A 23,141-nucleotide genomic window follows, 5' to 3' on the forward strand; every position below is an offset into this window, starting at 1 on the left:
GCATGAGCAGAAAGCGTAGCCCCGCTCCTTCGCGGATCAGCGAAGGGCACCCCTTCCCCCTTGGCGCCACCTGGGACGGCCTCGGCGTCAATTTCGCGCTGTTCTCGGCCCACGCGACCAAGGTCGAGCTGTGCCTGTTCGACGCGCGCGGGGAAAAGGAGATCGAGCGCATCGAATTGCCCGAGTACACCGACGAGATCTGGCACGGCTACCTGCCCGACGCCCACCCGGGGCAGATCTACGGCTACCGGGTGCACGGTCCCTACGAGCCGGATGCCGGCCACCGCTTCAATCCCAACAAATTGCTCCTCGATCCCTACGCCAAGCAGTTGGTCGGCCGCCTGCGCTGGTCCGAGGCGCTGTTCGGCTACACCATCGGCTCGGCCGACGCCGACCTCAGCTTCGACGAGCGCGACAGCGCGCCCTTCGTGCCCAAGTCGAAGGTCATCGATCCGGCCTTCACCTGGGCCGAGCGCCCGCCGGTACGCGTCCCCTGGGACCGCACGGTGATCTACGAAGCCCACCTGCGCGGCCTCAGCATGCGCCATCCACAGGTCCCGGAGGCGGTTCGCGGGACCTTCGCCGGGCTGATGAACGCCGACCTGCTGGCGCACATCCGCCGGCTCGGGGTGACCAGCGTCGAGCTGCTGCCGATCCACGGCTTCGTCGACGACAAGCACCTGCTGGAAAACGGCATGAGCAACTACTGGGGCTACAACAGCATCGCCTTCTTCGCCCCGCACCCGGCCTACCTCGCCAGCGGCCAGGTCAACGAGTTCAAGGAGATGGTCGCGCACCTCCACGACGCCGGACTGGAGCTGATCCTCGACGTGGTCTACAACCACACCGCGGAAGGCAACGAGCTGGGTCCGACCCTGTGCATGCGCGGCATCGACAACGCCTCGTACTACCGCCTGATGCCCGACCAGCGCCGCTACTACATCAACGATTCCGGCACCGGCAACACCCTCGACCTCAGCCACCCCTGCGTGTTGCAGATGGTCACCGACTCGCTGCGCTACTGGGCCACGGAGATGCGCGTGGACGGCTTCCGCTTCGACCTGGCGACCATCCTCGGCCGCCATCCGGACGGTTTCGACGAGCGCCACGGCTTCCTCGTCGCCTGCCGCCAGGACCCGGTGCTGAGCAAGTGCAAGCTGATCGCCGAACCCTGGGATTGCGGCCCCGGCGGCTACCAGGTAGGCGGCTTCCCGCCCGGCTGGGCGGAATGGAACGACCGTTTCCGCGATTGCGTGCGCGCCTACTGGCGCGGCGACGACGGCATGCTGCCGGAACTGGCGCGACGCCTAACCGCCTCCGGCGATCTCTACGACCAGCGTGGACGGCGGCCCTACGCGTCGGTGAACTTCGTCACCGCCCACGACGGTTTCACCCTGCGCGACGTGGTTTCCTACGATCACAAGCACAACGAGGCCAACGGCGAGAACAACGCCGACGGCAGCGACCACAACCTGTCCTGGAACCACGGCTGCGAGGGCCCCACCGACGACCCGGAGATCCGCGCCCTGCGCCTGCGCCAGATGCGCAACCTGCTGTCCACCCTGCTGCTGTCCCAGGGCACCCCGATGCTGGTCGCCGGCGACGAGTTCAGCCGCACCCAGCAGGGCAACAACAATGTCTATTGCCAGGACAACGAACTGGGCTGGATCGACTGGCGGCTGGACGACGAGGGCCGTTCGCTGCTGGCCTTCACCCAGCGCCTGCTGGCCCTGCGCCAACGCTATCCGATCCTGCGCAGGGGGCGCTTCCTGGTCGGCGAGTACAACGAGGCGCTGGGTGTCAAGGACGTCACCTGGCTGGCGCCCGGCGGCGAGGAGATGACCGAGGAACACTGGCACGACGAGCACGCCCGCTGTCTCGGCGTGCTCCTCGATGGCCGCGCGCAACCCACCGGGATCCTGCGCAGCGGTGAGGATGCCACCCTGCTGCTGATCCTCAATGCCTACCACGACGCGGTGTCCTTCCGTCTTCCCGAGGTGGCCGAAGGCAGCGGCTGGACCTGCCTGCTGGATACCCAGCGGCCGGAGGACCCGCTCGGCGAACGCTACCCGTTCGCCAGCGAGTTCCTGGTCGGCGGCCGCAGTTTCCTGCTGTTCGAGCTACAACCGCCGGGCGCCGGAGCGGAAGGATGAACGGCGGGGAAAAAAGCTGAACCGCCCCCGGCACCTCCAGTCGGAACCTGTAGGTGCCGCACGCGGCGCCCGCACATCCACCCTACACAGGAGGACAGCATGAAGATCAGCGACATCATGACCCGCAACGTCCAGGTCGCCGACCCGCAGCAGAGCATCCGCGAGGCGGCCGCCACCATGGCGAGGATCGACAGCGGCGCCCTGCTGGTCGGCGAAGGCGACCGCCTGGTCGGGATGATCACCGATCGCGACATCGCCATCCGCGCGGTGGCCGGCGGCCTGTCCGGGGATACCCCGCTGGGCCGCATCATGAGCGGCGACATCCACTATTGCTTCGAAGACGAAGACGTCCAGCACGTGGCCCGCAACATGGCCGACATCCAGATGCGCCGCCTGCCGGTGCTCAACCGCGAGAAGCGGCTGGTCGGCGTGGTTTCCCTGGGCAACATCGCCAGCTGCCGCGACCAGGCCTCCAGCGCCACCGTCCTGCAGGGCGTCGCCCAGGCCCACTACTGAGCCTTTCTTCCACCCGGCCCGCCTTTGCCGTACCGGCCGAGGCCGGGCCCCAACCGGGAGAACGCCATGAAAGCCGTGGTATTCCATGACATCGGCGACATCCGCCTGGAAGACGTGGCGGAGCCGCGCCTGCAGGAGCCCACCGACGCCATCGTGCGGCTGACCGCCTCGGCGATCTGCGGCACCGACCTGCACTTCGTCCGTGGCAGCGTCGGCGGCATGCGTCCGGGAACCATCCTCGGCCATGAGGGCGTGGGCATCGTCGAGGCGCTCGGCGACGAAGTGCGCAACCTTCAGGTCGGCGACCGGGTGGTGATTCCCTCGACCATCGCCTGCGGCAATTGCGTGTATTGCCGAGCCGGCTACTACGCCCAGTGCGACGTCGCCAACCCCGGCGGCAGCCAGGCCGGCACCGCGTTCTTCGGCGGTCCCCGGGCCAACGGCGGCTTCCATGGGCTGCAAGCCGAGAAAGCGCGGATTCCCTATGCCAACATCGGCCTGATCCGCCTGCCCAGCAGCATCAGCGACGACCAGGCGATACTCCTGTCGGACATCTTCCCCACCGGTTACTTCGGCGCCGAACTGGCCGGTATCGCCCCCGGCAACACCGTCGCCGTGTTCGGCTGCGGTCCGGTGGGCCAGTTCGCCATCGCCAGCGCGTTGCTCCTCGGCGCCGCCAGGGTGTTCGCCATCGACCGCCACCCGGACCGCCTGCACATGGCCCGCCAGCAAGGCGCCGAAGTGATCGACTTCGAGCGCGAGGATCCGGTCCAGGCCCTGCGCTGGCTGACCGCCGGGATCGGCGTGGACCGCGCCATCGACGCCGTCGGCGTGGACGCCGAGCACAGCCATGGCACCGCCACCCCGGCGCCGCGCCAGGAGGGCACCAGCTGGAGTCCCGGCAACGCCCCCGCACAGGCCCTGGAGTGGGCGGTGCAGGGCCTGGCCAAGGCCGGCACCCTGTCGATCATCGGCGTCTACGCCGAAGACTCGCGGCAGTTTCCCATCGGCCTGGCGATGAACCGCAACCTGACCATCCGCATGGGCAACTGCCACCACCGCAAGTACATTCCGCTGCTGCTCGAACATGTGCTCAGCGGACGCATCGACCCGGCGAAGATCCTCACCCAGGTGAAGCCGATCGGCGACGCCATCGAGGCCTTCGAAGCCTTCGACCACCGCGAGACCGGCTGGATCAAGGTCGAACTGGTGCCGCAGAAGCGCCAGGTCGAGGGCGGCGAGGAACGCCTCGACGAACGCGCGGTGGACGAACTGGCGCGCCGGCCGACGCCGGAAAGCGGCGCCCGGGGGTAATGCATGAGCGCACCGGCACGCCTGCGCATCGGCATTTCCGGCTGGCGCTACGCCCCCTGGAGAGGTGACTTCTATCCCGAGGGGCTGCGCCAGAAGGACGAACTGCGCTTCGCCTCGCGGGCGGTGAACAGCATCGAGATCAACGGCACCTTCTACGCCCTGCAGACGCCCGAGCGCTTCCGCGGCTGGGCCGAGGACACCCCCGAGGACTTCGTTTTCAGCGTCAAGGCCCCGCGTTACATCACCCACGTGCGGCGCCTGCGCGAGATCGACGAGCCGCTGGCGAACTTCTTCGCCTCCGGCCCCCTCGCCCTGCGCCAGCGCCTCGGCCCGTTCCTCTGGCAGTTCCCGCCGAGCATGCGCTTCGACCGCGAGCTGTTCGCCGATTTCCTCGCCCGCCTGCCGCGCGACGGCGCCGCCGCGCAGAAGCTCGCCCGGCACAGCGCCGCGCGCCTGCACCGCGAGGGCTACCTCGACGGCGATCCGGCGCAGCGCCTGCGGCATGCCGTGGAAATCCGCCATGAGAGCTTCGTCGACCCGACGTTCATCGAGCTGCTGCGCGAATACCGGGTTGCCCTGGTGGTGGCCGATACCGCCGGCAAGTGGCCGCTGCTCGGCGACGTCTGCGCCGACTTCCTCTACCTGCGCCTGCATGGCGACAAGGAGCTCTACCGCAGCGGCTATTCGGAAGCGGCCCTGGGCCAGTGGCAGGCACGGATCCGCGCCTGGGCCGGCGGCGGCCAGACCGACGACCTGCGCCGGGCCAGCCAGGACGCCCCGGCGACGGCGACGGCGACGGCGCGCGACCTGTACTGCTACTTCGACAACGACGTCAAGGTGCGCGCACCCTACGACGCCCGGCGCCTCCTGCAGCTGCTGGAACTCGACGGCGGCCTGCGCACGGTGCCCGGACAGTTGCCCGATGACCTGCGGGAGAGTGCCGCATGATCCTGCCGCGCCTGCAGGTGCTGACGGTGAACACCCACAAGGGTTTCAACCCGTTCAATCGGCGCTTCATCCTGCCGGAGTTGCGCGAAGCGGTGCGCAGCGTCGGTGCCGACCTGGTGTTCCTCCAGGAGGTCCTCGGCTCCCATAGCCTGCACGCCGCGCGCCTGCCGTCCTGGCCGCCGGCGCCGCAATACGAGTATCTGGCCGACAGCATGTGGCCGCAGTTCGCCTACGGGCGCAACGCGGTGTATCCCGAAGGCCACCATGGCAATGCCGTGCTCTCCAAGCATCCGATCCTCGCCCACCGCAACCTCGACGTCTCGGTGGCGGGCAACGAGGAACGCGGCCTGTTGCATGCGGTGATCGACATCGGCCGTTCGCTGCACGCGGTCTGCGTGCACCTGGGATTGCGCGAGGCGCAGCGCCAGCGCCAGTTGCAACTGCTCTGCGAACTGGTGGCGGGCCTGCCGGAGCGCGAGCCGGTGGTGGTCGCCGGCGACTTCAACGACTGGCGCCAGCGCGCTGACCAACTGCTCGCCGGTTGCGGCCTGCGCGAAGTCTTCGTCGGCGCCCAGGGCCGGCCGGCGCGCAGCTTCCCGGCGCGCTGGCCGGTGCTGCCGCTGGACCGCATTTACCTGCGCAATGCCCGCGGGCGCCAGCCGCGCATCCTCTCGCGGCGGCCCTGGTCGCACCTGTCCGACCACCTGCCGCTGGCGGTGGAGGTGGAGCCATGAACTTCCCCTGGCGCGACGGCAACCGCGTAGAACTGCTGATCAACGGCGAAGAGTACTTTCCGCGCCTGTTCCAGTGCATCGCCGAGGCGCGCCGGGAGATCCTCCTGGAAACCTTCATCATCTTCGAGGACGAGGTCGGCCGGCAGTTGCAGGAAGCCCTCAGCGCCGCCGCCGAGCGCGGTGTCGAGGTGCAGGTCACGGTGGACGGCTACGGCACCGCCTCGCTCAGCCCGGACTACCTGGCCAGGCTGGCCGCCTCCGGGGTTCGCGTGCACCTGTTCGACCCGCGCCCGCGCCTGCTCGGCATGCGCACCAACCTGTTTCGCCGGTTGCACCGCAAGCTGGTGGTGATCGATCGCCGGCAGGCCTTCGTCGGCGGCATTAATTACGGCGAGGACCACCTGGTACGTCGCGGCAACATGGCCAAGCAGGACTACGCGGTGCGCGTCGAGGGCCCGGTGGTGCGCGATATCCGCCAGGCCTGCCTGGCGCTGCTCGAACCGGACGCCGACTACCCGCCGTTGCGGCCGTCGGGCGCCGGGCAGCCGGCGCGGGTGCGCCTGGTGATCCGCGACAACGACCAGTCCAGCGACGACATCGAGCGCGAGTACCTGCAGGCGATCCGCCAGGCGCGGCGACGCCTGCTGATCGCCAACGCCTATTTCTTCCCCGGCTACCGCCTGCTTCGCGAGCTGCGCGATGCGGCGCGCCGCGGCGTGCGCGTCGACCTGGTACTACAGGGCATGCCGGACATGCCGCTGGTGCGCCTGTGCAGCCGGCTGCTCTACGACTACCTGCTGCGCGAGGGCGTGCGTATCCACGAATACTGCCAGCGTCCGCTGCACGGCAAGGTCGCGGTGATCGACGACGACTGGTCGACCATCGGCTCGAGCAATCTCGATCCCCTCAGCCTGTCGCTGAACCTGGAGGCCAACCTGGTGATCCGCGACGTCGCCTTCAACGGCCAGCTCTACCAGCACCTGCGCGAGCTGGCGCGCCGCCACTGCCGGCGCATCAGCCGCCGCCACGCGAGGCGCGGCTACTGGTGGCGAGCGCCGCTGATCTTCCTCGGCTTCCACTTTTCCAGGCACTTTCCGGCTATCGCCGGTTGGGTACCCGCCCATCTGCCGCGCCTGAAATCGCTGGAGCCGCGTCCGTCGCGGCGCTGGCAGGAACGCCAGGGCCAGCGGGGCAACCCATGAACGGCAGCGGTCACGAAGCCACCTCGACGCCGCCGCGCCGCTCTCACTGGCGCTGGCTGCGCAGGCTGCTGACCCTGGCGTTCTTCGTGCTGGTCCCGGTGCTGCTGTTCCTGCTGGTGAAGAATCTCGACTGGCAGGAAGTCCGCCACGCCCTCGACGAGTATCGCCCCGCGACCCTGTTCCTCGGGCTGCTGCTGGCGGCCGCCGGCTATACGGTGTTCAGCAGCTTCGACCTGCTCAGCCGCTACTACATCGGCCACTCGCTGCCCAAGCGGCGGGTCTTCACCGTGGCGTTCGTGTGCAATGCGTTCAACCTCAACCTGAGTTCCTGGGTCGGCGCCGTGGCGCTGCGCTATCGCCTGTACAGTCGGCTCGGCCTGGACATCGCCGATATCACCCGGATCCTCACCTTCAGCCTGGTGACCAACTGGTTCGGCTACCTGCTGCTCGCCGGCATCCTGTTCAGCTGCGGCCTGCCGGCCTTGCCGCCGGGCTGGAAGCTCGGCAGCGACGGCCTGCGCCTGATCGGCGCCCTGCTCCTGGCGCTGGCCGCAGGCTACCTGCTGGCCTGCCGTTTCGCCCGACGCCGCGCCTGGGGCTGGCGCGAGCATCGGCTGACCCTGCCGTCCTGGCGGCTGGCGGCCCTGCAAGGCCTGCTCGGAGCGAGCAACTGGTCGCTGATGGCGCTCCTGCTGTACAGCCTGCTGCCGCACAGCGTGGATTACCCGAGCGTCCTGGCGATCCTCCTGATCAGCAGCATCGCCGGGGTCATCACCCATATCCCGGCCGGGCTCGGGGTGCTCGAAGCGGTGTTCATCGCCCTGCTCCAGGGGCGCCTGTCCCAGGGCGTGCTGCTGGCCGCGTTGATCGGCTACCGGGTGCTGTATTTCCTCCTACCCCTGGCGCTGGCCTGCGTGGTCTACCTGCTGTTGGAGCGCCGGGCGATCCGCCTGTGCCGCAAACAGCGCCGCCTGCGCCAGGGCCAGGCCTGAATCAGCCGGCCGGACGCAGCAGCAGCGTGCCCAGCGGCGGCAGGTCGAGCACCAGCGACTGCGCCTGGCCATGGGCGCCGCACGACTCGCTGGAGACGCGGCCCTGGCTGCCTGCGCCGGAACCGGCGAACGCCTGGGCGTCGCTATTGAGCAGCACGTCCCAGTCGCCGCCTTGCGGTACGCCGATCCGATAGCCCTGGCGCGGCACCGGGGTGAAATTGTGTACCGCCAGCAGCGATGGCTCGCCGGCCGCGTGGCGCAGCCAGGCGTAGACACTGTTCGCCTGGTCGTCGCCGATCAGCCATTCGAAGCCGAGCGCCTCGCCGTCGCGCGCATGCAGTGCGGGGAGTTCGCGGTACAGCCGGTTGAGGGCCGCCACCAGGTCCTGTACGCCCTGATGCTCCGGATAGCGCAGCAGGTACCAGTCCAGTTCGCCGTCGTGGTTCCACTCGCGCCACTGGCCGAACTCGCATCCCATGAACAGCAGCTTCTTGCCCGGGTGCGACCACATGAAGCTCAGGTACAGACGCAGGTTGGCGAACTTCTGCCAGCGGTCGCCGGGCATCTTGTCCAGTAGCGAGTGCTTGCCATGTACCACCTCGTCGTGGGAGATCGGCAGGATGAAATGCTCGGAGAAGGCGTAGAGCAGGCCGAAGGTCAACTGGTGGTGGTGATAGCGCCGGTGCAGCGGGTCTTCGCCGATGTACGCCAGGCTGTCGTGCATCCAGCCCATGTTCCACTTATGGCTGAAGCCCAGGCCGCCCTCCGCCACCGGACGGCTGACGCCGGGCCAGGCGGTGGATTCCTCGGCGATCACCAGCGCGCCGGGGGTTTCGCTGGCGACCACCTGGTTGAGGTGATGGAGGAAGTCGATGGCCTCCAGGTTCTCCCGGCCGCCATGGCGGTTCGGCAGCCATTCGCCTTCCTTGCGCGAATAGTCGCGATAGAGCATCGAGGCCACCGCATCCACCCGCAGGCCGTCGACGTGGTAGGTGCGCAGCCAGTGCAGCGCCGAGGCCAGCATGAAGCCGTGCACCTCGCTGCGGCCAAGGTTGTAGATGTAGGTATCCCAGTCCTGGTGGAAGCCTTCGAAGGGATGTTCGTACTCGTACAGCGCCGTGCCGTCGAAACGGCCCAGGCCGTGGGCGTCGGTGGGAAAATGCGCCGGCACCCAGTCGAGGATCACGCCGATGCCGGCCTGGTGGCAGGCGTCGACGAACGCGGCGAAGTCCTCCGGCGTGCCGTAGCGCGCGGTGGGGGCGAACAACCCGAGCGGCTGGTAGCCCCAGGAGCCGCCGAAGGGATGTTCCATCACCGGCATCAGCTCGATATGGGTGAAGCCGAGCTGGCGCACGTAGGGAATCAGCTCCTCCGCCAGTTCCGACCAGTGCGGCGGCCGGCCGTCGCGGTGGCGCCAGGAGCCGGCGTGGACTTCGTAGATCGACAGCGGTGCCGCATAGCCCTGGCGCTCCGCGCGCCGGGCCAGCCAGTCCTGGTCGCGCCACTCGTGGCGCAACGCCGCGCAGGTCTTCGAAGCGGTTCCGGGCGGCGTCTCGCAGGCCAGCGCCAGGGGGTCGGCCTTCAGCGGCAGGAGGCCGTCGTGGCCCTGCAACTCGTACTTGTACAGTTCGCCCTCGCCGAGGCGCGGGACGAACAGTTCCCAGACGCCGGATGGATAGCGTCGTCGCATCGGGTGACGGCGCCCGTCCCAGCCGTTGAAATCGCCGACCACCGAGACGCGCACGGCGTTCGGCGCCCAGACTGCGAAGCGCACGCCCTCCACGCCTTCGTGACGGGTCAGTTGCGCGCCCAGGCAGGAGGCCAGTTGGCGGTGGTTGCCTTCGGCGAACAGGTAGAGGTCGAGTTCGCCGAGCAACGGCCCGAAGGCATAGGGGTCTTCGCTTTCCTGCACGCCGTCCGGCCAGTGCACGCGCAGGCGGTAGCGCGGTGGCAGGCGCTCCAGGTGGCGCTGGAACAAGCCGCTGCCGGGGTCGCTCTGCTCCAGTTCGGCGAGCGTCGCGCCGTCTTCGTCGAGCAGCTCGACGCGCTGCGCGCCGGGCAGGTAGGCGCGCAGCACGCCGCCTTCGCCGCCGGGGTCGCGCTGCGGGCCGAGGAAGGCGAATGGATCGCCCTGCAGGCCGCGCTGCAGCTTGTCCAGCTCCAGTTGCCAGCGTTCGCGTTCGGACATCGGTTCGCTCATCGGTTCTTGCCCTTCAGGAGGTGTTCGGTGAGTTCGGCCAGACCGGCGAGAGGCACTTCCAGCCAGTCGGGGCGGTAGTCGGCTTCGTAGAGCAGTTCGTAGGCGGCCTTTTCCAGGCAGGCCAGGGCCAGCGCCGCCCCCTCGCCTTCGCGACCGTGCCAGGCGTGCATGAGACCCGCCGCGGCGGCCCGATAGCCGGCCAGGAAGGCGTCGCGGGCTTCGCTGCGATAGCGCATGGCGACCTTGCGCCGGGCGCTGTCGGCCTGTTCCGAGCTATCGGTGCTCTGCGCGTTGCGCAGGACCATCGCCGCCGCGTAGTCGAACGAGCGCAGCATGCCGCCGACGTCCTTCATCGGACTGTGGCGCTGGCGGCGCTCTTCCAGGCTGCGCGCCGGCTCGCCCTCGAAGTCGATGAAGCGTGCGTCGCCCTGGACCATCAGCACCTGGCCCAGGTGCAGGTCGCCGTGAACCCTGATCAGCAACCCGCCGGCTGCCTGCCGGGCCAGCAGCGGCAGGCGTTCGAGCAGCGCCGGCAGGCGTTCCAGCAGGCGCCGCGCCTGTTCCGCCGCCTCGCCCTGCAACGGCCGTGGCGGCTCGCTCAGGCGTTTGCCGGCTTCGCGCAACTGTTCGGCGATGCGCAGCGCCCAGGCCTGGACGCTGGCTTCGTCGCTCTCGCGGCTGCCGAAGGCCGGATCGTCCGACTCGCCGGCCAGTACGCTGTGCATCTCGCCGAGCCGGGCGCCGAGGTTGGCGGCGAAGCCGCGCAGTTCGGCGAGGCTGTCGTATTGCCCTTCGAGCGCCTCGCTGGCCGCGGATATCTCGTCGCGCACGGCTCGCTCCAGGTTGTCCAGGGTCCAGTTCCAGGCGTCGCCCTGGTTGTTCAGGTAGCCCTGCAGGATCATCAGCGTGTGCGGCTCGCCATCCGCGCCGACCCGCCGTACCTCGCCGAGCAACGGGGCGATGCCGGGGTAGCCGTGGCGGGTCAGGTAGCCGCCGACCTCGATTTCCGGGTGCAGCCCCGGAAGGATCTTGCGCAGCACCTTGAGGACCATGCGCTCGCCGAAGCGGATCGAGCTGTTGGACTGCTCCACCGAGAACGGCAGGACGTCTTCGTCGGCGATGTCGTCCATTTCCGCCAGTCCCGCCGCCGGGATGAACTGGATCTCGCCGTCGCCGTGGGCGATCACCGCCTCGGCGCGGAGTTGCGCGAGGACCTTGCGGGCGAACAGCGGCAGGCTGGCGGCGTCGGTCAGCAGGCCGACCTTGCGACCGCGCCGCAGGCGCGCCAGGGCCAGCAACTGAGGCAGGCTGTCGCCGCGCTGGTCGGCGTCGAGGAAGCCCAGCGGCAACTGGTAGCGCAGCCCGTCGATCTCCACTTCGCACAGCGCACAGCGTGGCTCCGCCTCGTCCAGCGGAACGATGTAGCAGAGCCGTGGCTGGCCTATCTCGCCGGCGAACCAGCGGCGCTTCGGCAGGTAGGCCGGCAGCGTCTCGCCTTCCAGGATGTTCCGCGATGCGCCCTGCAGCAGCTCGCCGAGGCGCTGCTTGACCACCAGGGTCGGCAGTTCCGGCAGGCGCTCGTCGGCGGCCACGTGCCAGCTCGGCATCTGCGTCGCGTCGGCCAGGTAGAACCAGTAGAAGCCGTAGGGCGGCAGGGTCAGCAGGTAGGTCAGCTCGCCGATCGGCGGGAACGACATGCCGCCGATCATCTCCACCGGCACCTTGCCGGCATGGCTGGCGAGGTCCAGTTCCACCGCCTGGGCCGCGCGCGACAGGTTGGCCACGCAGAGGATGCTGTCCTGCCGTTCGCCCTCGGCGTATTCGCGCAGGTAGGCGAGGATCCGTCGGTTGCTCGGCGCGAGCATCTTCAGGCTGCCGCGGCCGAAGGCCTTCTGCTGGCTGCGCACGGCGAGCAGGCGGCGCATCCAGTTGAGCAGCGAATGCGGGTCGCGCGCCTGCGCCTCGACGTTGATCGTCTGGTAGCCGTACAGCGGGTCGAGGATCGGCGGCAGCACCAGCTTCGCCGGGTCGGCGCGGGAGAAGCCGCCGTTGCGGTCCACCGACCACTGCATCGGGGTCCGCACGCCGTCGCGGTCGCCGAGGTAGATGTTGTCGCCCATGCCGATCTCGTCGCCGTAGTACAGGGTCGGCGTGCCCGGCATCGACAACAGCAGGCTGTGCAGCAGCTCGATGCGCCGCCGGTCACGCTCCACCAGCGGCGCCAGGCGCCGGCGGATGCCCAGGTTGAGGCGCGCGCGGCGGTCGGCGGCATAGTGGTTCCAGAGATAGTCGCGCTCGTCGTCGGTGACCATCTCCAGGGTCAGCTCGTCGTGGTTGCGCAGGAAGATCGCCCATTGGCAATTGGCCGGGATGTCCGGGGTCTGGCGCAGGATGTCGGTGATCGGATAGCGATCCTCCTGGGCGATGGCCATGTACATGCGCGGCATCAGCGGGAAGTGGAAGGCCATGTGGCATTCGTCGCCCTCGCCGCCATCCTCGCCGCCGAAGTACGGCCGGGTGTCTTCCGGCCACTGGTTGGCCTCGGCCAGCAGCATGCGGTCGGGATAGTGCGCGTCCAGCTCGGCGCGGATGCGCTTGAGCACCTGGTGGGTCTCCGGCAGGTTCTCGCTGCTGGTGCCGTCGCGTTCGATCAGGTAGGGAATCGCGTCCAGGCGCAGGCCGTCGACGCCCATGTCCAGCCAGTAGCGCATCACCCCGAGCACCTCGCGCAGGACCTGCGGGTTGTCGAAGTTCAGGTCCGGCTGGTGGGAATAGAAGCGGTGCCAGTAGTACTGTTGGGCTACCGGGTCCCAGGTCCAGTTGGACTGCTCGGTGTCGATGAAGATGATCCGCGTACCCTGGTATTTCTCGTCGCTGTCCGACCAGACGTAGTAGTCGCGGGCGCGCGATCCCTTCTTCGCGTGGCGGGCGCGGATGAACCAGGGATGCTGGTCGGAGGTGTGGTTGATCACCAGCTCGGTAATCACCCGCAGACCGCGTCGATGGGCCTCGGCGATGAACCGGCGGGCGTCGGCGAGGCTGCCGTAGTCGCTGTGCACGCCACGGTACTGGGCGATGTCGTAGCCGTCGTCGCGGCGTGGCGACGGGTAGAACGGCAGCAGCCAGAGAGTGTTCACGCCGAGGTCGGCGATGTAGTCGAGCTTCTCGATCAGCCCGGCGAAGTCGCCGATGCCATCGTTGTTGGCGTCGTAGAAGGATTTCACGTGGACCTGGTAGATCACCGCGTCCTTGTACCATTGCGGGTCGTTGAGAAAGACCGGTTTCTCGCGTCTGGCCATGGGTTTCTCCTTATGCGTCGACGCGCCGCACGCGCCAGATGCCGAACGGCAGGTGCCAGGGTTCGATGCGCATCCACTGGACCTTGCCGTGCCAGACCCAGCGATGCCCGTTCATCAGGTCCTCGCCCTGGAGACTGGCGTCGTCGGGCAGGCCGAACTCCCACAGCGGCAGTTCGAAATGCGCCTCCTGGGCTTCGTGCGGGTCCAGGCAGACCGCCACCAGGACGAAGTTGGCGAGGTCCGCGGTGCGCTTGCCGAAATACAGGATGCGGTCGTTCCAGGCGTTGTAGGCCTGGAACCCGAGGTGCGTCTGCAATGCCGGGTTTTCCCGGCGGATGCGGTTGAGCCGGGCGATCTCGGCGACGATGTTGCCCGGCGCCTGGTAGTCGCGCGGACGCAACTGGTATTTCTCCGAGTCGAGGTACTCCTCCTTGCCCGGCAAGGCCGCCGCCTCGCACAGCTCGAAGCCGGAGTACATGCCCCACAGCCCCGACCCCATGGTCGCCAGGGCGGCACGGATGAGGAAGCCGGGGCGGCCGGAGCGTTGCAGGAACCAGGGATTGATGTCCGGGGTGTTGACGAAGAAGTTCGGCCGGTAGCAGTCGCGCCAGGGTGGCTGGTTGAGTTCGGCGAAGTACTCCGCCAGTTCCTGCTTGTCGTTGCGCCAGGTGAAATAGGTGTAGCTCTGGCTGAAGCCGACCTTGCCCAGGCGCGCCATCATCGCCGGGCGGGTGAACGCCTCGGAAAGGAAGATCACCTGCGGATGGCGGCCGCGCACCTCGGCGATCAGCCACTCCCAGAACGGCAGTGGCTTGGTGTGCGGGTTGTCGACGCGAAACAGCGTCACGCCCTGCTCGACCCAGCCCAGCACCACGTCGCGCAAGGCTTCCCACAGGCTCGGCAGGGCCTGTTCGGCGTAGAAGTCGACGTTGACGATGTCCTCGTACTTCTTCGGCGGGTTCTCCGCGTAGCGCAAGCTACCGTCCGGACGCCAGGCGAACCAGCCGGGATGCTCGCGCAGCCAGGGGTGGTCGGGGGAGCACTGGATGGCGAAGTCCAGCGCCAGTTCCATGCCGTGCTCGCGCACCGCAACGAGCAGCCGGCGGAAATCCTCGCGGTCGCCCAGTTCGGGATGGATCGCCTCGTGGCCGCCATCCTCGCTGCCGATCGCATACGGGCTGCCGGGGTCGCCGGCCTCGGCACGCAAGGAATTGTTGCGGCCCTTGCGATGGGTGCGGCCGATGGGGTGGATCGGCGGGAAATAGAGAACGTCGAAGCCCATCGCGGCGATCTGCGGCAGGCGCCGGATCACGTCGTCGAAGGTACCGTGGCGTGTCGGGTCGCCGCTTTCCGAGCGAGGGAACAGCTCGTACCAACTGGCGAAGCGCGCCAGCGGTCGCTCCACCTCCACCGGGTATTCGCGGCTGCGCACCAGGTGCTCGCGCGGGCCGACCAGACGCAACAGTTCGCCGGTCTGCGCCGCCAGCCACAGCGCCACCCGCTCCTCGACGCTCTGGCAGGCCTGCAGGCGTTCGGCCAGCGGCGCACAGGCGGCGGCGATCTCCGGACCGCCGCGCTCGGCGCAGCGCTGCAGCAGTTCGTCGCCCTCGCGCAGCTCCAGGTCCAGCGGCAGGCGTGCGCCATGCTTGGCACGCAATTCGCGGCGGTAGCCGGCAAAACGGTCGATCCAGGCCTCGATACGGAAGTACAGGCGGCCGCAGGGCGGCGTGCGCAACTGCGCGCTCCAGAAATCGTTGCCTTCGGGCAGCAGCGGCAGGCGCCGCTCCGCGGTTTCCCCGACACGCCGCCAGACCACCTCGGCACCGAGTACCTCATGGCCATCGGCGAAGATTCGCGCGGCCAGGCGCAGGTCGCGGTCGCTCTCGGTCTTCGCGGGATAGGCACCCTCTTCCACCACAGGGCTGACCGACTCGATGGCGATACGGGGCTGCTGGATGGCGATGACCAGCGGATCATCGTCGCTGTTGCGGACAATCGAACTCATCGAGGCGCGCTCCTCCGGGACGTGGGTTCGGCGATGGGTCGCGAGGCTTCCGCCGGCCTCGAGTGGCCGGCGGCGCGGACGGTCATTGATTCCGAGCCCGCCGGCGACCGATTGGTTCAGGTTGATTTACCCAGCGGCTCGCCTCAGGCCTTGCGCCGCGAACGCGAGGCACCGGACTTGGCGCGACCCTTCGCGTCGGCCCCGGCCTTTTCGCTGCCCTTGTCCTTGCCGCCGCCGGCGCGGGAACGCAGGCTGCGCTTGAGCAGGTCGGTGAGATCGATGATGTCGGCGCCCTTGCCGGCCACCTCCTCCTCTTCCTCCACCGCGTGCAGCTGGCCCTTGGCGGCCTTTTCCTCGACCAGCTTCATGATCTTGTCGCTGAAGCTGTCCTTGTATTCGTCCGGCTCCCAGTGGGAAGCCATGTCCTCCACCAGGCGCTTGGCCATCTCCAGCTCGCGCTTGTCGAGTTTCGCCTCGGTGACGCTTTCGTCCAGCTCCAGGCCATCCAGGCTGCGCACCTGCGACGGCCAGCGCAGGGTGATCAGCACCAGGGCGTCCTGCAGAGGCCGCAGGAGCGCCAGGTGCTGGCGGGTGTGCAGGACGACGTTGGCCAGGGCGACCTTGCCGGTGCGCTCCAGGGTCTCCCGGAGCAGCGCGTAGACCTTGCCTCCGCGCCGGTCGGGGGCCAGGTAGTACGGGGTATCGAAGTGCTGCAGGGGAATTTCCTGGCTATCGACGAAAGCGAAGATCTCGATGGTCTGGGTCGACTTGGGATGCGCCGCGCGGATTTCTTCCTCGCTCAGCACCACGTAGCGGCCCTTTTCGTACTCCACGCCCTTGACGATGTTCTCGCGCTCGATCTCCTTGCCGGTGACCTTGTTCACCCGTTTGTAGCCGACCGGCTCCATGCTGCGCTGGTCGAGCCAGTCGAAATCGATGCCCTGCGACGAGGTCGCCGCCGACAGGCTCACCGGTATATGCACCAGGCCGAAGCTGATCGCGCCTTTCCAGATCGCACGCGCCATGCCGGTTTCCTCCTCTTGATGGTTACAGCGTGCCGCCGTCCGCGTAACGCACGCGGCCGTCGGCGGCGATGTCGGTGATGCGCTGGAGCAGGTTGTCGGCGGCGGTCTCGGCGTCGCTCAGGCAACTGCAACCCGGGGTCACTACCCACAGCATGCGTACCGCCGCGCCACGCCGCTTGGGCTGATAGAGGATCAGGCCGACCGGCTGGCAGCGCTCCTGCATCGCGTCGGTCCAGGCGGTACAGGCGTCGAAGTCCTTGAACATGACGGAACTCTCCTCAATGGCTATCGGAAGATGGCGGCGAACGGTTCAGGCAGGCCAGGACATGCAGCACCAGTAGCGCCAGGACCGTCCCGAGCACCGCGGTACCCTGGTGACCGAGTCCGACCGCGACGCCTATGGCGGTGCTGGCCCAGAGACCCGCCGCGGTGGTCAGGCCCCTGACCCGGCTTTCCCGACCTGCCTTGAGGATGGTGCCGGCGCAGAGGAAGCCGATGCCGGCGACGGTGCCCTGGATCACCCGGCTCAGCGCGTCCGCCCCGCCACTCTGCAATTGCAGCGGCATGACGAACAGCGCCGCGCCGAGGGTTACCAGCATGTGCGTGCGCAGGCCGGCGGCCTTGCCGCTCTGCTCGCGCTCGTAGCCGAGTACCGCGCCGAGCGCCGCCGCCAGCAGCAGGCGCAACGCGGCGCGGGCGGTCTGCTCGAAGTCGGCGAGATCGGCGAACTCCTCGCCGAGGATCTTCCACAACGTCTCCCAGGCGCTCATCGGCGTTGTATCTCGCTGTAGCGCAGGGCACCGCAACGCAGGCAGCGCTCGCAGTCGAAGGTTTCCTCACCCAGTCGCAACGCCGGTTGCCGGCACCAGTCGCAACCGCCTATCAGGCAACGCAAGGTCATCCGGGTCCTCCCGCCGAATCGCTCGGCCAGCCGCCCTTTCCAGCTGTGACCGACGAGACGACGGGAAGGTGCGATCGGATTCGCCAGCGGCGCTCCTCAGGCGGGGATCGCCTTGGTCGCCGCCTCGCGCTGCCAGATCCGGTGCTGCATCAATGCCTGGCGCAGGCCGGGGAAGACATCGGTGGCCGTGGCGCCGAGCACCACGCCGGGGTCGCCAGGCAACGAAAGCTGGCTGGCCAGCGCCTGGGCATCGCCGGCGAAGGCCACTGGCTTCAGGTGCTTGTAGGCTTCCAGCAGGTAGTGCAGGCCGCGCCCGTCAGCGCCGATGGCCTGGCTGCTGGCCGCGCCGCCAGGCACGAAGACCGCGTCGAAGGCTACCGACGGCAGGCCGTCCCAGGTTCCCTCAGGGCTCAGTTCGGCGCCGTTTTCAGCCTGCACCGGCGAAGCGCTGGGCGCGATCAGCTTGGCGTCCGCGCCCTCCTGGCGGAGCGCGTCGCGCAGGTCGCTGACGTCGCTCTCGGCGACGCCGTCGGCGATCAGGATCGCCACCTTGCGCGAACGGATGTCGCCGGACAGCAGGTTCATCTGGCTCAGCGCCGGCGACGGCTTCGGCTGCGGTGCCGGGTTGGCCGGCGCGGCGAGCTGCACACCGACGTTCGCCGCGACCCTGGCGGCCAGTTGCGGATCGATGTTGAGGAGTATCTGGTTGACTTCGCGCTCACGGATCGATTGCCGCTCGACCTTGGACAGTTCGAAGCTGTAGGCGGCGACGATATGCGCCTGCTCGGCCTCGCTCATGCTGTGCCAGAACAATGCGGCCTGGCTGAAATGATCGGCGAAGGAGTCGGCGCGCTTGCGCAGCTTGCTGCCGCTGACCGGCTCGTGGTAGGTGGAGAAGCCGCCGTTGCGCGCCGCCGGCGGGGTTTCCTTCGGCCAGCCGCCGTCGATCGAGTTCGGTTCATAGGAAGCCCGGCCGCGGTTGATGGTCTGCCGGTGCGGCGCGTCGCGCTGGTTGTTGTGGAACGGACACAGCGGGCGGTTGATCGGGATTTCGTTGAAGTTCGGCCCGCTCAGGCGCAGCAGTTGGGTGTCGGTATAGGAGAACAGCCGACCCTGCAACAGCGGGTCGTTGGTGAAGTCGATTCCGGGGACCACGTGGCCGACGTGGAACGCCACCTGTTCGGTCTCGGCGAAGAAATTGTCGGGGTTGCGGTTGAGTACCATCCGCCCCACCACCCTTACCGGCACCAACTCCTCGGGCACCAGCTTGGTGGGGTCGAGCAGGTCGAAGTCGAAGCTGTCCTGCTGGTTCTCCGGGATCACCTGCAGGCCCAGCTCCCATTCGGGATAGTCGCCCTTCTCGATGTCCTCCCAGAGGGTCCGCCGGTTGAAGTCGGGGTCCTTGCCGGCGAGCTTCTGCGCCTCGTCCCAGACCAGCGAGCAGGTCCCGGACTTCGGTCGCCAGTGGAACTTGACCAGCACGCTCTCGCCGGCCGCGTTGACCAGGCGGAAGGTGTGCACGCCGAAGCCCTGCATGTTGCGGTAGGCGATCGGAATGGCGCGGTCGGACATCAGCCACATGACCATGTGCGCCGACTCCGGGGTCAGCGAAACGAAGTCCCAGAAGGTGTCGTGGGCAGACGCTCCGGTGGGAATCTCGTTGTGCGGTTCGGGTTTCACCGCATGGACGAAGTCGGGGAACTTGATCGCATCCTGGATGAAGAACACCGGCATGTTGTTGCCGACCAGGTCGAAGTTGCCTTCGTCGGTATAGAACTTCACGGCGAAGCCGCGTACGTCACGCACCGTATCCGCGGACCCGCGCGGCCCCTGCACGGTGGAGAAACGCACGAAGACCGGGGTACGCTTGCCCGCCTCGGCGAGGAAGCCGGCCTTGGTCAGGTCGCTGAGGTCCTCGTAGGCCTCGAAGTAGCCATGCGCCGCCGAGCCACGAGCGTGGACCACGCGCTCGGGAATGCGCTCGTGGTCGAAGTGGGTGATCTTCTCGCGCATGATGAAGTCTTCGAGCAACGACGGTCCGCGCTCGCCGGCCTTCAGGGTGTTCTGGTTATCGGCGATGCGGGTGCCGGTATTGGTGCTCAGGGCCTCTCCGGTGGCGTCCTCGCGATAGGCCTCCAGCTGTTCCAGCTTGGCGTTGCTGTTGCCACGGTCGACGGTGTCGGTGCCGGCCGCCTGGCTGCGCTGCTCGTTGTTCTGCTCGCTCATCGGTTTCCTCTCCTCATCCTGGGCATGAAAATGGGGCGGATGCCTCCCTGCTCCGCCCCATTCACTTCACTGCGCGGTTATCAGTTCCCGCCGTGGCTGCGCTGGCCACCTTTCTTGCCAGCCTCGGAGGCCCGCTGCGGATCGTTCTTGAAGTTGCCGCCGCTGGCCTGGCCGCCCTTCTTGCCGGCCTCCGAAGCACGTTTCGGGTCTTCCGCGAAGTTGCCTTTACCACCTTGATGCTGTGCCATTTCTATTTCCTCCGAATAATCTCTTCAGAACAGATTTCATGGACGCATGCGTTGCGCATGCCCTAACTCTGAGAGGGTGTTTCGCCAGTGGTTCAGATTATTTTCAGCGAATGAAAGCGAAGCGCTTTGCCAGCATGTTTCGAGCGCAATCCATAGGGTTCAAAGATCCTTGCCTTATTCCATTGCCAGCATTGACAGGAATCCCCGAATTGCGTCAGATGAAAGCCCGCACATCTCGGAGGAGCACCATGAAACCCTACGAGCATCCGGCCTACAGCGATCCCGTGGTAAGCAACGAAGAACCCGATCGCGATTGCCATGAATGGAATTTCGAACCGGGAGACAGTGATCAGGAACCCTACCCCGAATATCATGGAGCGAATACCGAAGAATGCCCAGGCGGAGGCACTTAATTATTCTTTTCTATTGCAACCCCTGACATTCCGATAGATCCATTCAATAATTAATCGTCGAACTTTAAAACAAATGGAACTCGCCATGGAAAACAGTGACGAAGTGCGATTCCAGCACTATTTCATTTCTCTCGTCGAACAGGTGGCGAAACCGCTTTTCGTCGACTCCTGCGAAGAGGCGCGCAGCTACGGCCTGGACTGCAACGTGGACCTCGACCTCGACGAGGACGGCCATCCTCGCCTGCGCCTGGAAGTCGGCGAGCCGGGAGGCGAGAAAAGCCACTACAGCCTGCTGGCGATTCCCGGCGAGCGGGTCATCCATCGCCAGTACCTGGCCGGGGCCCAGGAATGGCACAGCCTGCCGGCCGAGCTGGCGTCGATCAACCCGATGGTGCTGGACAGCGAGCTGGCGGTATTCTTCCGCCGCGCCTTCGACCTTCGCCTGGAGGGCCCCGAACGCCGTCACCCGGCCGGCTTCTGGTAAGGCCCTTCATAGCTTCCAGATATCCCGGGCGTATTCGCTGATCGTCCGGTCGGCGCTGAACCAGCCGATCCGCGCCACGTTGAGCAACGCCGAGCGCCACCAGCGATCGGGCTCGCGCCAGACTTCCTCGACCCGGCACTGCGCATGCCAGTAGGCCTCGAAGTCGGCGCAGAGCATGAAGCGGTCGTCGTGCACCAGGCCGTCCACCAGCCCTTCGTAGCGGCTGCGGTCGTCGGCCGAGAACAGCCCGCTGCGGATCGCCTCCAGGGCTTCCTCCAGCCGCGGCGAGGCCGCGATCACCCCGCCCATCTCCAGCTCCCCGGCCTGCCGGCGCTGCTCCACCTGCTGGGCGCTGAGGCCGAAGATGAACATGTGTTCCAGGCCGATCCGCTGGCTCATCTCGACGTTGGCGCCGTCCAGGGTGCCGATGGTCAGCGCGCCGTTGAGGGCGAACTTCATGTTGCTGGTCCCGGAGGCCTCGAGCCCGGCGGTGGAAATCTGCTCGGAGAGGTCCGCCGCGGGAATGATCGCCTCGGCCAGGCTGACGTTGTAGTTGGGCAGGAACACCAGCTTGAGCAGGCCGCGCACGGTGGGGTCGTCGTTGATGGTGCGGGCGATGTCGTTGGCCAGCTTGATGATCAGCTTGGCCTGGTGGTAGCTGGCGGCAGCCTTGCCGGCGAAGATCTTCACCCGCGGCACGCGGTCGGCGGTCGGGTCGTTGCGGATCTCCTGGTACAGCGCCACGGTGTGCAGCAGGTTGAGCAACTGCCGCTTGTATTCGTGGATACGCTTGATATGCACATCGAACAGCGCTTCCGGTTCGATCGCCACGCCGAGGCTGTCCAGCACCAGGCGCGCCAGGGCGGTCTTGTTCTGCCGGCGCTGCTCGGCGAAGCGCGCCCGCAGCCTGGCGTCCTCGACGTGCTCCTCGAGGTCCGGCAGGCGCCGTTCCGGGGTGTCCAGCAGGTCGGCGCCGAGGGTCTCCACCAGCAGCTCGGTCAACCCCGGGTTGGCCTGGAACAGCCAGCGGCGGAACGACACGCCGTTGGTCTTGTTGCTGATGCGCTGCGGATAGAGGCGATGCAGGTCATGGAACACGGTTTCGCGCATCAGCTCGGTGTGCAATGCCGATACCCCGTTGATCTGGTGCGAACCGAGGAACGCCAGGTTGCCCATGCGCACCCGTCGGCCGTGGCCCTCCTCGATCAGGCTGACCGAACGCAACAGGTCGAAGTCGTGGATGTCCTGGGCACGCAGCGCGTCTATATGGAAGGCATTGATCAGGTAGATGATCTGCATGTGGCGCGGCAACAGGCGCTCCATCAGCGCCACCGGCCAGGATTCCAGGGCTTCCGGGAGCAGCGTGTGGTTGGTGTAGGACAAGGTCGCCACGCTCAGCGCCCAGGCGTCCGGCCAGGCCAGTTGGTGCACGTCCACCAGTTGCCGCATCAGCTCGGCGACGGCGATCGCCGGGTGGGTGTCGTTGAGCTGGATCGCCACCTGTTCCGGCAGGCTACGCAGGTCGTGATGATGGCGCAGGTGGCGGTCGAGCAGGTCCTGCAGCGAGGCTGAGACGAAGAAGTACTCCTGGCGCAGGCGCAGTTCCTGACCGGCCTCGGTGCTGTCTGCCGGATACAGCACCCGCGAGATGCTCTCCGCCTTGACCACGTCGACCACCGCGCCGATATGGTCGCCGGCGTTGAAACGGTCCAGTTGCAGGTCTTCCTCGGCGCGAGCGCGCCACAGGCGCAGGGTATTGACGCTGGCACGCCGCCAGCCGACGATCGGCGTGTCGTAGGCGATCGCCCGGATCCGCTCGTCCGGCCGCCAGATGGCTCGGCCACTGTGCTCGCTGTCGACCTGCACGCTGCCGCCGAAGTCGATGTAGTAGCTGACCTCGGGTCGTTCGAACTCCCAGGGATTGCCGAAATCCAGCCAGGTCTCGGTCTGCTCCTGCTGCCAGCCGTCGGTCAGCACCTGGCGGAACAGGCCATGCTCGTAGCGGATGCCATAGCCATGCGCGGGAATGTCGAGGCTGGCCATGCTTTCCATGAAGCATGCCGCCAGGCGTCCGAGGCCGCCGTTGCCGAGCGCCGCGTCCGGCTCCAGGGCAACGATCCGCTGCAGGTCGACGCCCAGCTCGGCAAGGGCCTGGCGGGTTTCCTCGAGCAGCCCGAGGTTGCCGAGGTTGTCCAGCAACAGGCGACCGATGAGGAACTCCAGGGACAGGTAGTAGACCCGCTTGCGCGCGGGCGCTTCACCTTGCGGGGTGGCCTCCTCCCAGTGGTCGATGATGTGGTCGCGCACCGCCAGGGCCACCGCTTCGAACCAGTCGTGCGGGCAGGCGGTGGATGGGTCGCGGCCGACGCTGTAGCGCAGTTTGGCGAGGATGCTGGCTTTCAGGGTCTGGACCGCACTTGGGGTCTGGTCTTGGCTGTCGGGCATCGCCGGGCTTCCTTCCGGCCCGCCGCTGCAGGCCGG

At 67.6% G+C, this 23,141-nt stretch carries 18 protein-coding genes; 8 read left to right on the plus strand and 10 right to left on the minus strand.

Features of this window, described 5'->3' with window-relative positions:
• Positions 1 to 2: 2 nt before the first annotated feature.
• The 7 genes from glgX to HMPREF3014_RS03675 all read left to right on the plus strand — a co-directional run bounded on the left by glgX (position 3) and on the right by HMPREF3014_RS03675 (position 7,859).
• Positions 3 to 2,153 (plus strand): glycogen debranching protein GlgX, encoded by a 2,151-nt coding sequence (gene glgX, locus HMPREF3014_RS03645; RefSeq protein WP_003113651.1) that lies wholly within the window; start codon positions 3 to 5, stop codon positions 2,151 to 2,153.
• A gap of 99 nt (positions 2,154 to 2,252) precedes the next feature.
• Positions 2,253 to 2,669: a CBS domain-containing protein gene (locus tag HMPREF3014_RS03650; RefSeq protein WP_003088942.1), complete on the plus strand. Its 417-nt coding sequence runs from the start codon at positions 2,253 to 2,255 to the stop codon at positions 2,667 to 2,669.
• A 66-nt stretch (positions 2,670 to 2,735) separates the two neighbouring features.
• Positions 2,736 to 3,983 carry a zinc-dependent alcohol dehydrogenase gene (locus HMPREF3014_RS03655; RefSeq protein ID WP_004349651.1) on the plus strand — a complete coding sequence of 416 codons (1,248 nt, stop codon included), beginning with the start codon at positions 2,736 to 2,738 and terminating at the stop codon, positions 3,981 to 3,983.
• Between the two features lie 3 nt (positions 3,984 to 3,986).
• Entirely contained in the window at positions 3,987 to 4,931 is a 945-nt protein-coding gene (locus HMPREF3014_RS03660; RefSeq protein WP_023087535.1) for a DUF72 domain-containing protein, read from the plus strand.
• On the plus strand, positions 4,928 to 5,665 hold the full coding sequence (locus HMPREF3014_RS03665; RefSeq protein ID WP_023087536.1) for an endonuclease/exonuclease/phosphatase family protein: 738 nt from the start codon (positions 4,928 to 4,930) through the stop codon (positions 5,663 to 5,665). The genes HMPREF3014_RS03660 and HMPREF3014_RS03665 overlap by 4 nt, the downstream gene beginning before the upstream one ends.
• The gene (clsB, locus tag HMPREF3014_RS03670) at positions 5,662 to 6,867 is read left to right on the plus strand and encodes a cardiolipin synthase ClsB (protein ID WP_003120188.1); all 1,206 of its coding nucleotides are present in this window, start codon (positions 5,662 to 5,664) and stop codon (positions 6,865 to 6,867) included. The genes HMPREF3014_RS03665 and clsB overlap by 4 nt, the downstream gene beginning before the upstream one ends.
• Complete coding sequence (locus tag HMPREF3014_RS03675; RefSeq protein ID WP_023087537.1) at positions 6,864 to 7,859, plus strand: lysylphosphatidylglycerol synthase domain-containing protein; 996 nt, start codon at positions 6,864 to 6,866, stop codon at positions 7,857 to 7,859. The genes clsB and HMPREF3014_RS03675 overlap by 4 nt, the downstream gene beginning before the upstream one ends.
• 1 nt (position 7,860) lies before the next feature.
• Here the strand turns inward: HMPREF3014_RS03675 and glgB are convergent, their stop codons facing one another.
• The 9 genes from glgB to HMPREF3014_RS03715 form a co-directional block, all read right to left on the minus strand.
• The gene (gene glgB / locus HMPREF3014_RS03680; RefSeq protein WP_003113646.1) at positions 7,861 to 10,059 is read right to left on the minus strand and encodes a 1,4-alpha-glucan branching protein GlgB; all 2,199 of its coding nucleotides are present in this window, start codon (positions 10,057 to 10,059) and stop codon (positions 7,861 to 7,863) included.
• A complete protein-coding gene (gene treS, locus HMPREF3014_RS03685) occupies positions 10,056 to 13,358 on the minus strand; it encodes a maltose alpha-D-glucosyltransferase (RefSeq protein ID WP_023087538.1) in 3,303 nt (1,100 codons plus the stop codon). The genes glgB and treS overlap by 4 nt, the downstream gene beginning before the upstream one ends.
• A gap of 10 nt (positions 13,359 to 13,368) precedes the next feature.
• A complete protein-coding gene (locus tag HMPREF3014_RS03690; RefSeq protein WP_003120192.1) occupies positions 13,369 to 15,363 on the minus strand; it encodes an alpha-1,4-glucan--maltose-1-phosphate maltosyltransferase in 1,995 nt (664 codons plus the stop codon).
• Between the two features lie 143 nt (positions 15,364 to 15,506).
• Complete coding sequence (locus HMPREF3014_RS03695) at positions 15,507 to 16,388, minus strand: non-homologous end joining protein Ku (protein WP_003100825.1); 882 nt, start codon at positions 16,386 to 16,388, stop codon at positions 15,507 to 15,509.
• A 22-nt stretch (positions 16,389 to 16,410) separates the two neighbouring features.
• The gene (locus HMPREF3014_RS03700) at positions 16,411 to 16,653 is read right to left on the minus strand and encodes a hypothetical protein (protein WP_003088922.1); all 243 of its coding nucleotides are present in this window, start codon (positions 16,651 to 16,653) and stop codon (positions 16,411 to 16,413) included.
• A 13-nt stretch (positions 16,654 to 16,666) separates the two neighbouring features.
• Positions 16,667 to 17,158 (minus strand): MgtC/SapB family protein, encoded by a 492-nt coding sequence (locus HMPREF3014_RS03705; protein ID WP_003100824.1) that lies wholly within the window; start codon positions 17,156 to 17,158, stop codon positions 16,667 to 16,669.
• Positions 17,155 to 17,289, minus strand: a complete 135-nt coding sequence (locus tag HMPREF3014_RS34995; RefSeq protein ID WP_003160215.1) for a PSPA7_2676 family Cys-rich small protein — start codon at positions 17,287 to 17,289, stop codon at positions 17,155 to 17,157. The genes HMPREF3014_RS03705 and HMPREF3014_RS34995 overlap by 4 nt, the downstream gene beginning before the upstream one ends.
• Positions 17,290 to 17,385: 96 nt before the next feature.
• Positions 17,386 to 19,515 carry a catalase HPII gene (katE, locus tag HMPREF3014_RS03710; protein WP_004343460.1) on the minus strand — a complete coding sequence of 710 codons (2,130 nt, stop codon included), beginning with the start codon at positions 19,513 to 19,515 and terminating at the stop codon, positions 17,386 to 17,388.
• 80 nt (positions 19,516 to 19,595) lie between these two features.
• Positions 19,596 to 19,763, minus strand: a complete 168-nt coding sequence (locus HMPREF3014_RS03715) for a con-10 family general stress protein (RefSeq protein ID WP_003088912.1) — start codon at positions 19,761 to 19,763, stop codon at positions 19,596 to 19,598.
• A gap of 498 nt (positions 19,764 to 20,261) precedes the next feature.
• Between HMPREF3014_RS03715 and HMPREF3014_RS03720 the strand changes: the two genes are divergently transcribed.
• On the plus strand, positions 20,262 to 20,660 hold the full coding sequence (locus HMPREF3014_RS03720) for a hypothetical protein (RefSeq protein ID WP_003100818.1): 399 nt from the start codon (positions 20,262 to 20,264) through the stop codon (positions 20,658 to 20,660).
• Positions 20,661 to 20,666: 6 nt separating this feature from the next.
• Here the strand turns inward: HMPREF3014_RS03720 and HMPREF3014_RS03725 are convergent, their stop codons facing one another.
• Positions 20,667 to 23,105 (minus strand): glycogen/starch/alpha-glucan phosphorylase, encoded by a 2,439-nt coding sequence (locus HMPREF3014_RS03725; protein WP_003100816.1) that lies wholly within the window; start codon positions 23,103 to 23,105, stop codon positions 20,667 to 20,669.
• Positions 23,106 to 23,141: the final 36 nt, after the last annotated feature.

Origin of the sequence: Pseudomonas sp. HMSC065H01, assembly GCF_001815235.1 — a bacterium.
Lineage (GTDB): Bacteria > Pseudomonadota > Gammaproteobacteria > Pseudomonadales > Pseudomonadaceae > Pseudomonas > Pseudomonas aeruginosa.

Coding starts and splice junctions, on each gene's coding strand:
- HMPREF3014_RS03720 (WP_003100818.1), top strand. CDS start 20,262: ATGGAAAACAGTGACGAAGTGCGATTCCAGCACTATTTCATTTCTCTC.
- HMPREF3014_RS03650 (WP_003088942.1), top strand. CDS start 2,253: ATGAAGATCAGCGACATCATGACCCGCAACGTCCAGGTCGCCGACCCG.
- HMPREF3014_RS34995 (WP_003160215.1), bottom strand. CDS start 17,289: ATGACCTTGCGTTGCCTGATAGGCGGTTGCGACTGGTGCCGGCAACCG.
- HMPREF3014_RS03655 (WP_004349651.1), top strand. CDS start 2,736: ATGAAAGCCGTGGTATTCCATGACATCGGCGACATCCGCCTGGAAGAC.
- HMPREF3014_RS03660 (WP_023087535.1), top strand. CDS start 3,987: ATGAGCGCACCGGCACGCCTGCGCATCGGCATTTCCGGCTGGCGCTAC.
- HMPREF3014_RS03725 (WP_003100816.1), bottom strand. CDS start 23,105: ATGCCCGACAGCCAAGACCAGACCCCAAGTGCGGTCCAGACCCTGAAA.
- HMPREF3014_RS03700 (WP_003088922.1), bottom strand. CDS start 16,653: ATGTTCAAGGACTTCGACGCCTGTACCGCCTGGACCGACGCGATGCAG.
- HMPREF3014_RS03675 (WP_023087537.1), top strand. CDS start 6,864: ATGAACGGCAGCGGTCACGAAGCCACCTCGACGCCGCCGCGCCGCTCT.
- HMPREF3014_RS03690 (WP_003120192.1), bottom strand. CDS start 15,363: ATGAGTTCGATTGTCCGCAACAGCGACGATGATCCGCTGGTCATCGCC.
- HMPREF3014_RS03715 (WP_003088912.1), bottom strand. CDS start 19,763: ATGGCACAGCATCAAGGTGGTAAAGGCAACTTCGCGGAAGACCCGAAA.
- clsB (WP_003120188.1), top strand. CDS start 5,662: ATGAACTTCCCCTGGCGCGACGGCAACCGCGTAGAACTGCTGATCAAC.
- glgX (WP_003113651.1), top strand. CDS start 3: ATGAGCAGAAAGCGTAGCCCCGCTCCTTCGCGGATCAGCGAAGGGCAC.
- katE (WP_004343460.1), bottom strand. CDS start 19,515: ATGAGCGAGCAGAACAACGAGCAGCGCAGCCAGGCGGCCGGCACCGAC.
- HMPREF3014_RS03695 (WP_003100825.1), bottom strand. CDS start 16,388: ATGGCGCGTGCGATCTGGAAAGGCGCGATCAGCTTCGGCCTGGTGCAT.
- glgB (WP_003113646.1), bottom strand. CDS start 10,059: ATGAGCGAACCGATGTCCGAACGCGAACGCTGGCAACTGGAGCTGGAC.
- HMPREF3014_RS03705 (WP_003100824.1), bottom strand. CDS start 17,158: ATGAGCGCCTGGGAGACGTTGTGGAAGATCCTCGGCGAGGAGTTCGCC.
- HMPREF3014_RS03665 (WP_023087536.1), top strand. CDS start 4,928: ATGATCCTGCCGCGCCTGCAGGTGCTGACGGTGAACACCCACAAGGGT.
- treS (WP_023087538.1), bottom strand. CDS start 13,358: ATGGCCAGACGCGAGAAACCGGTCTTTCTCAACGACCCGCAATGGTAC.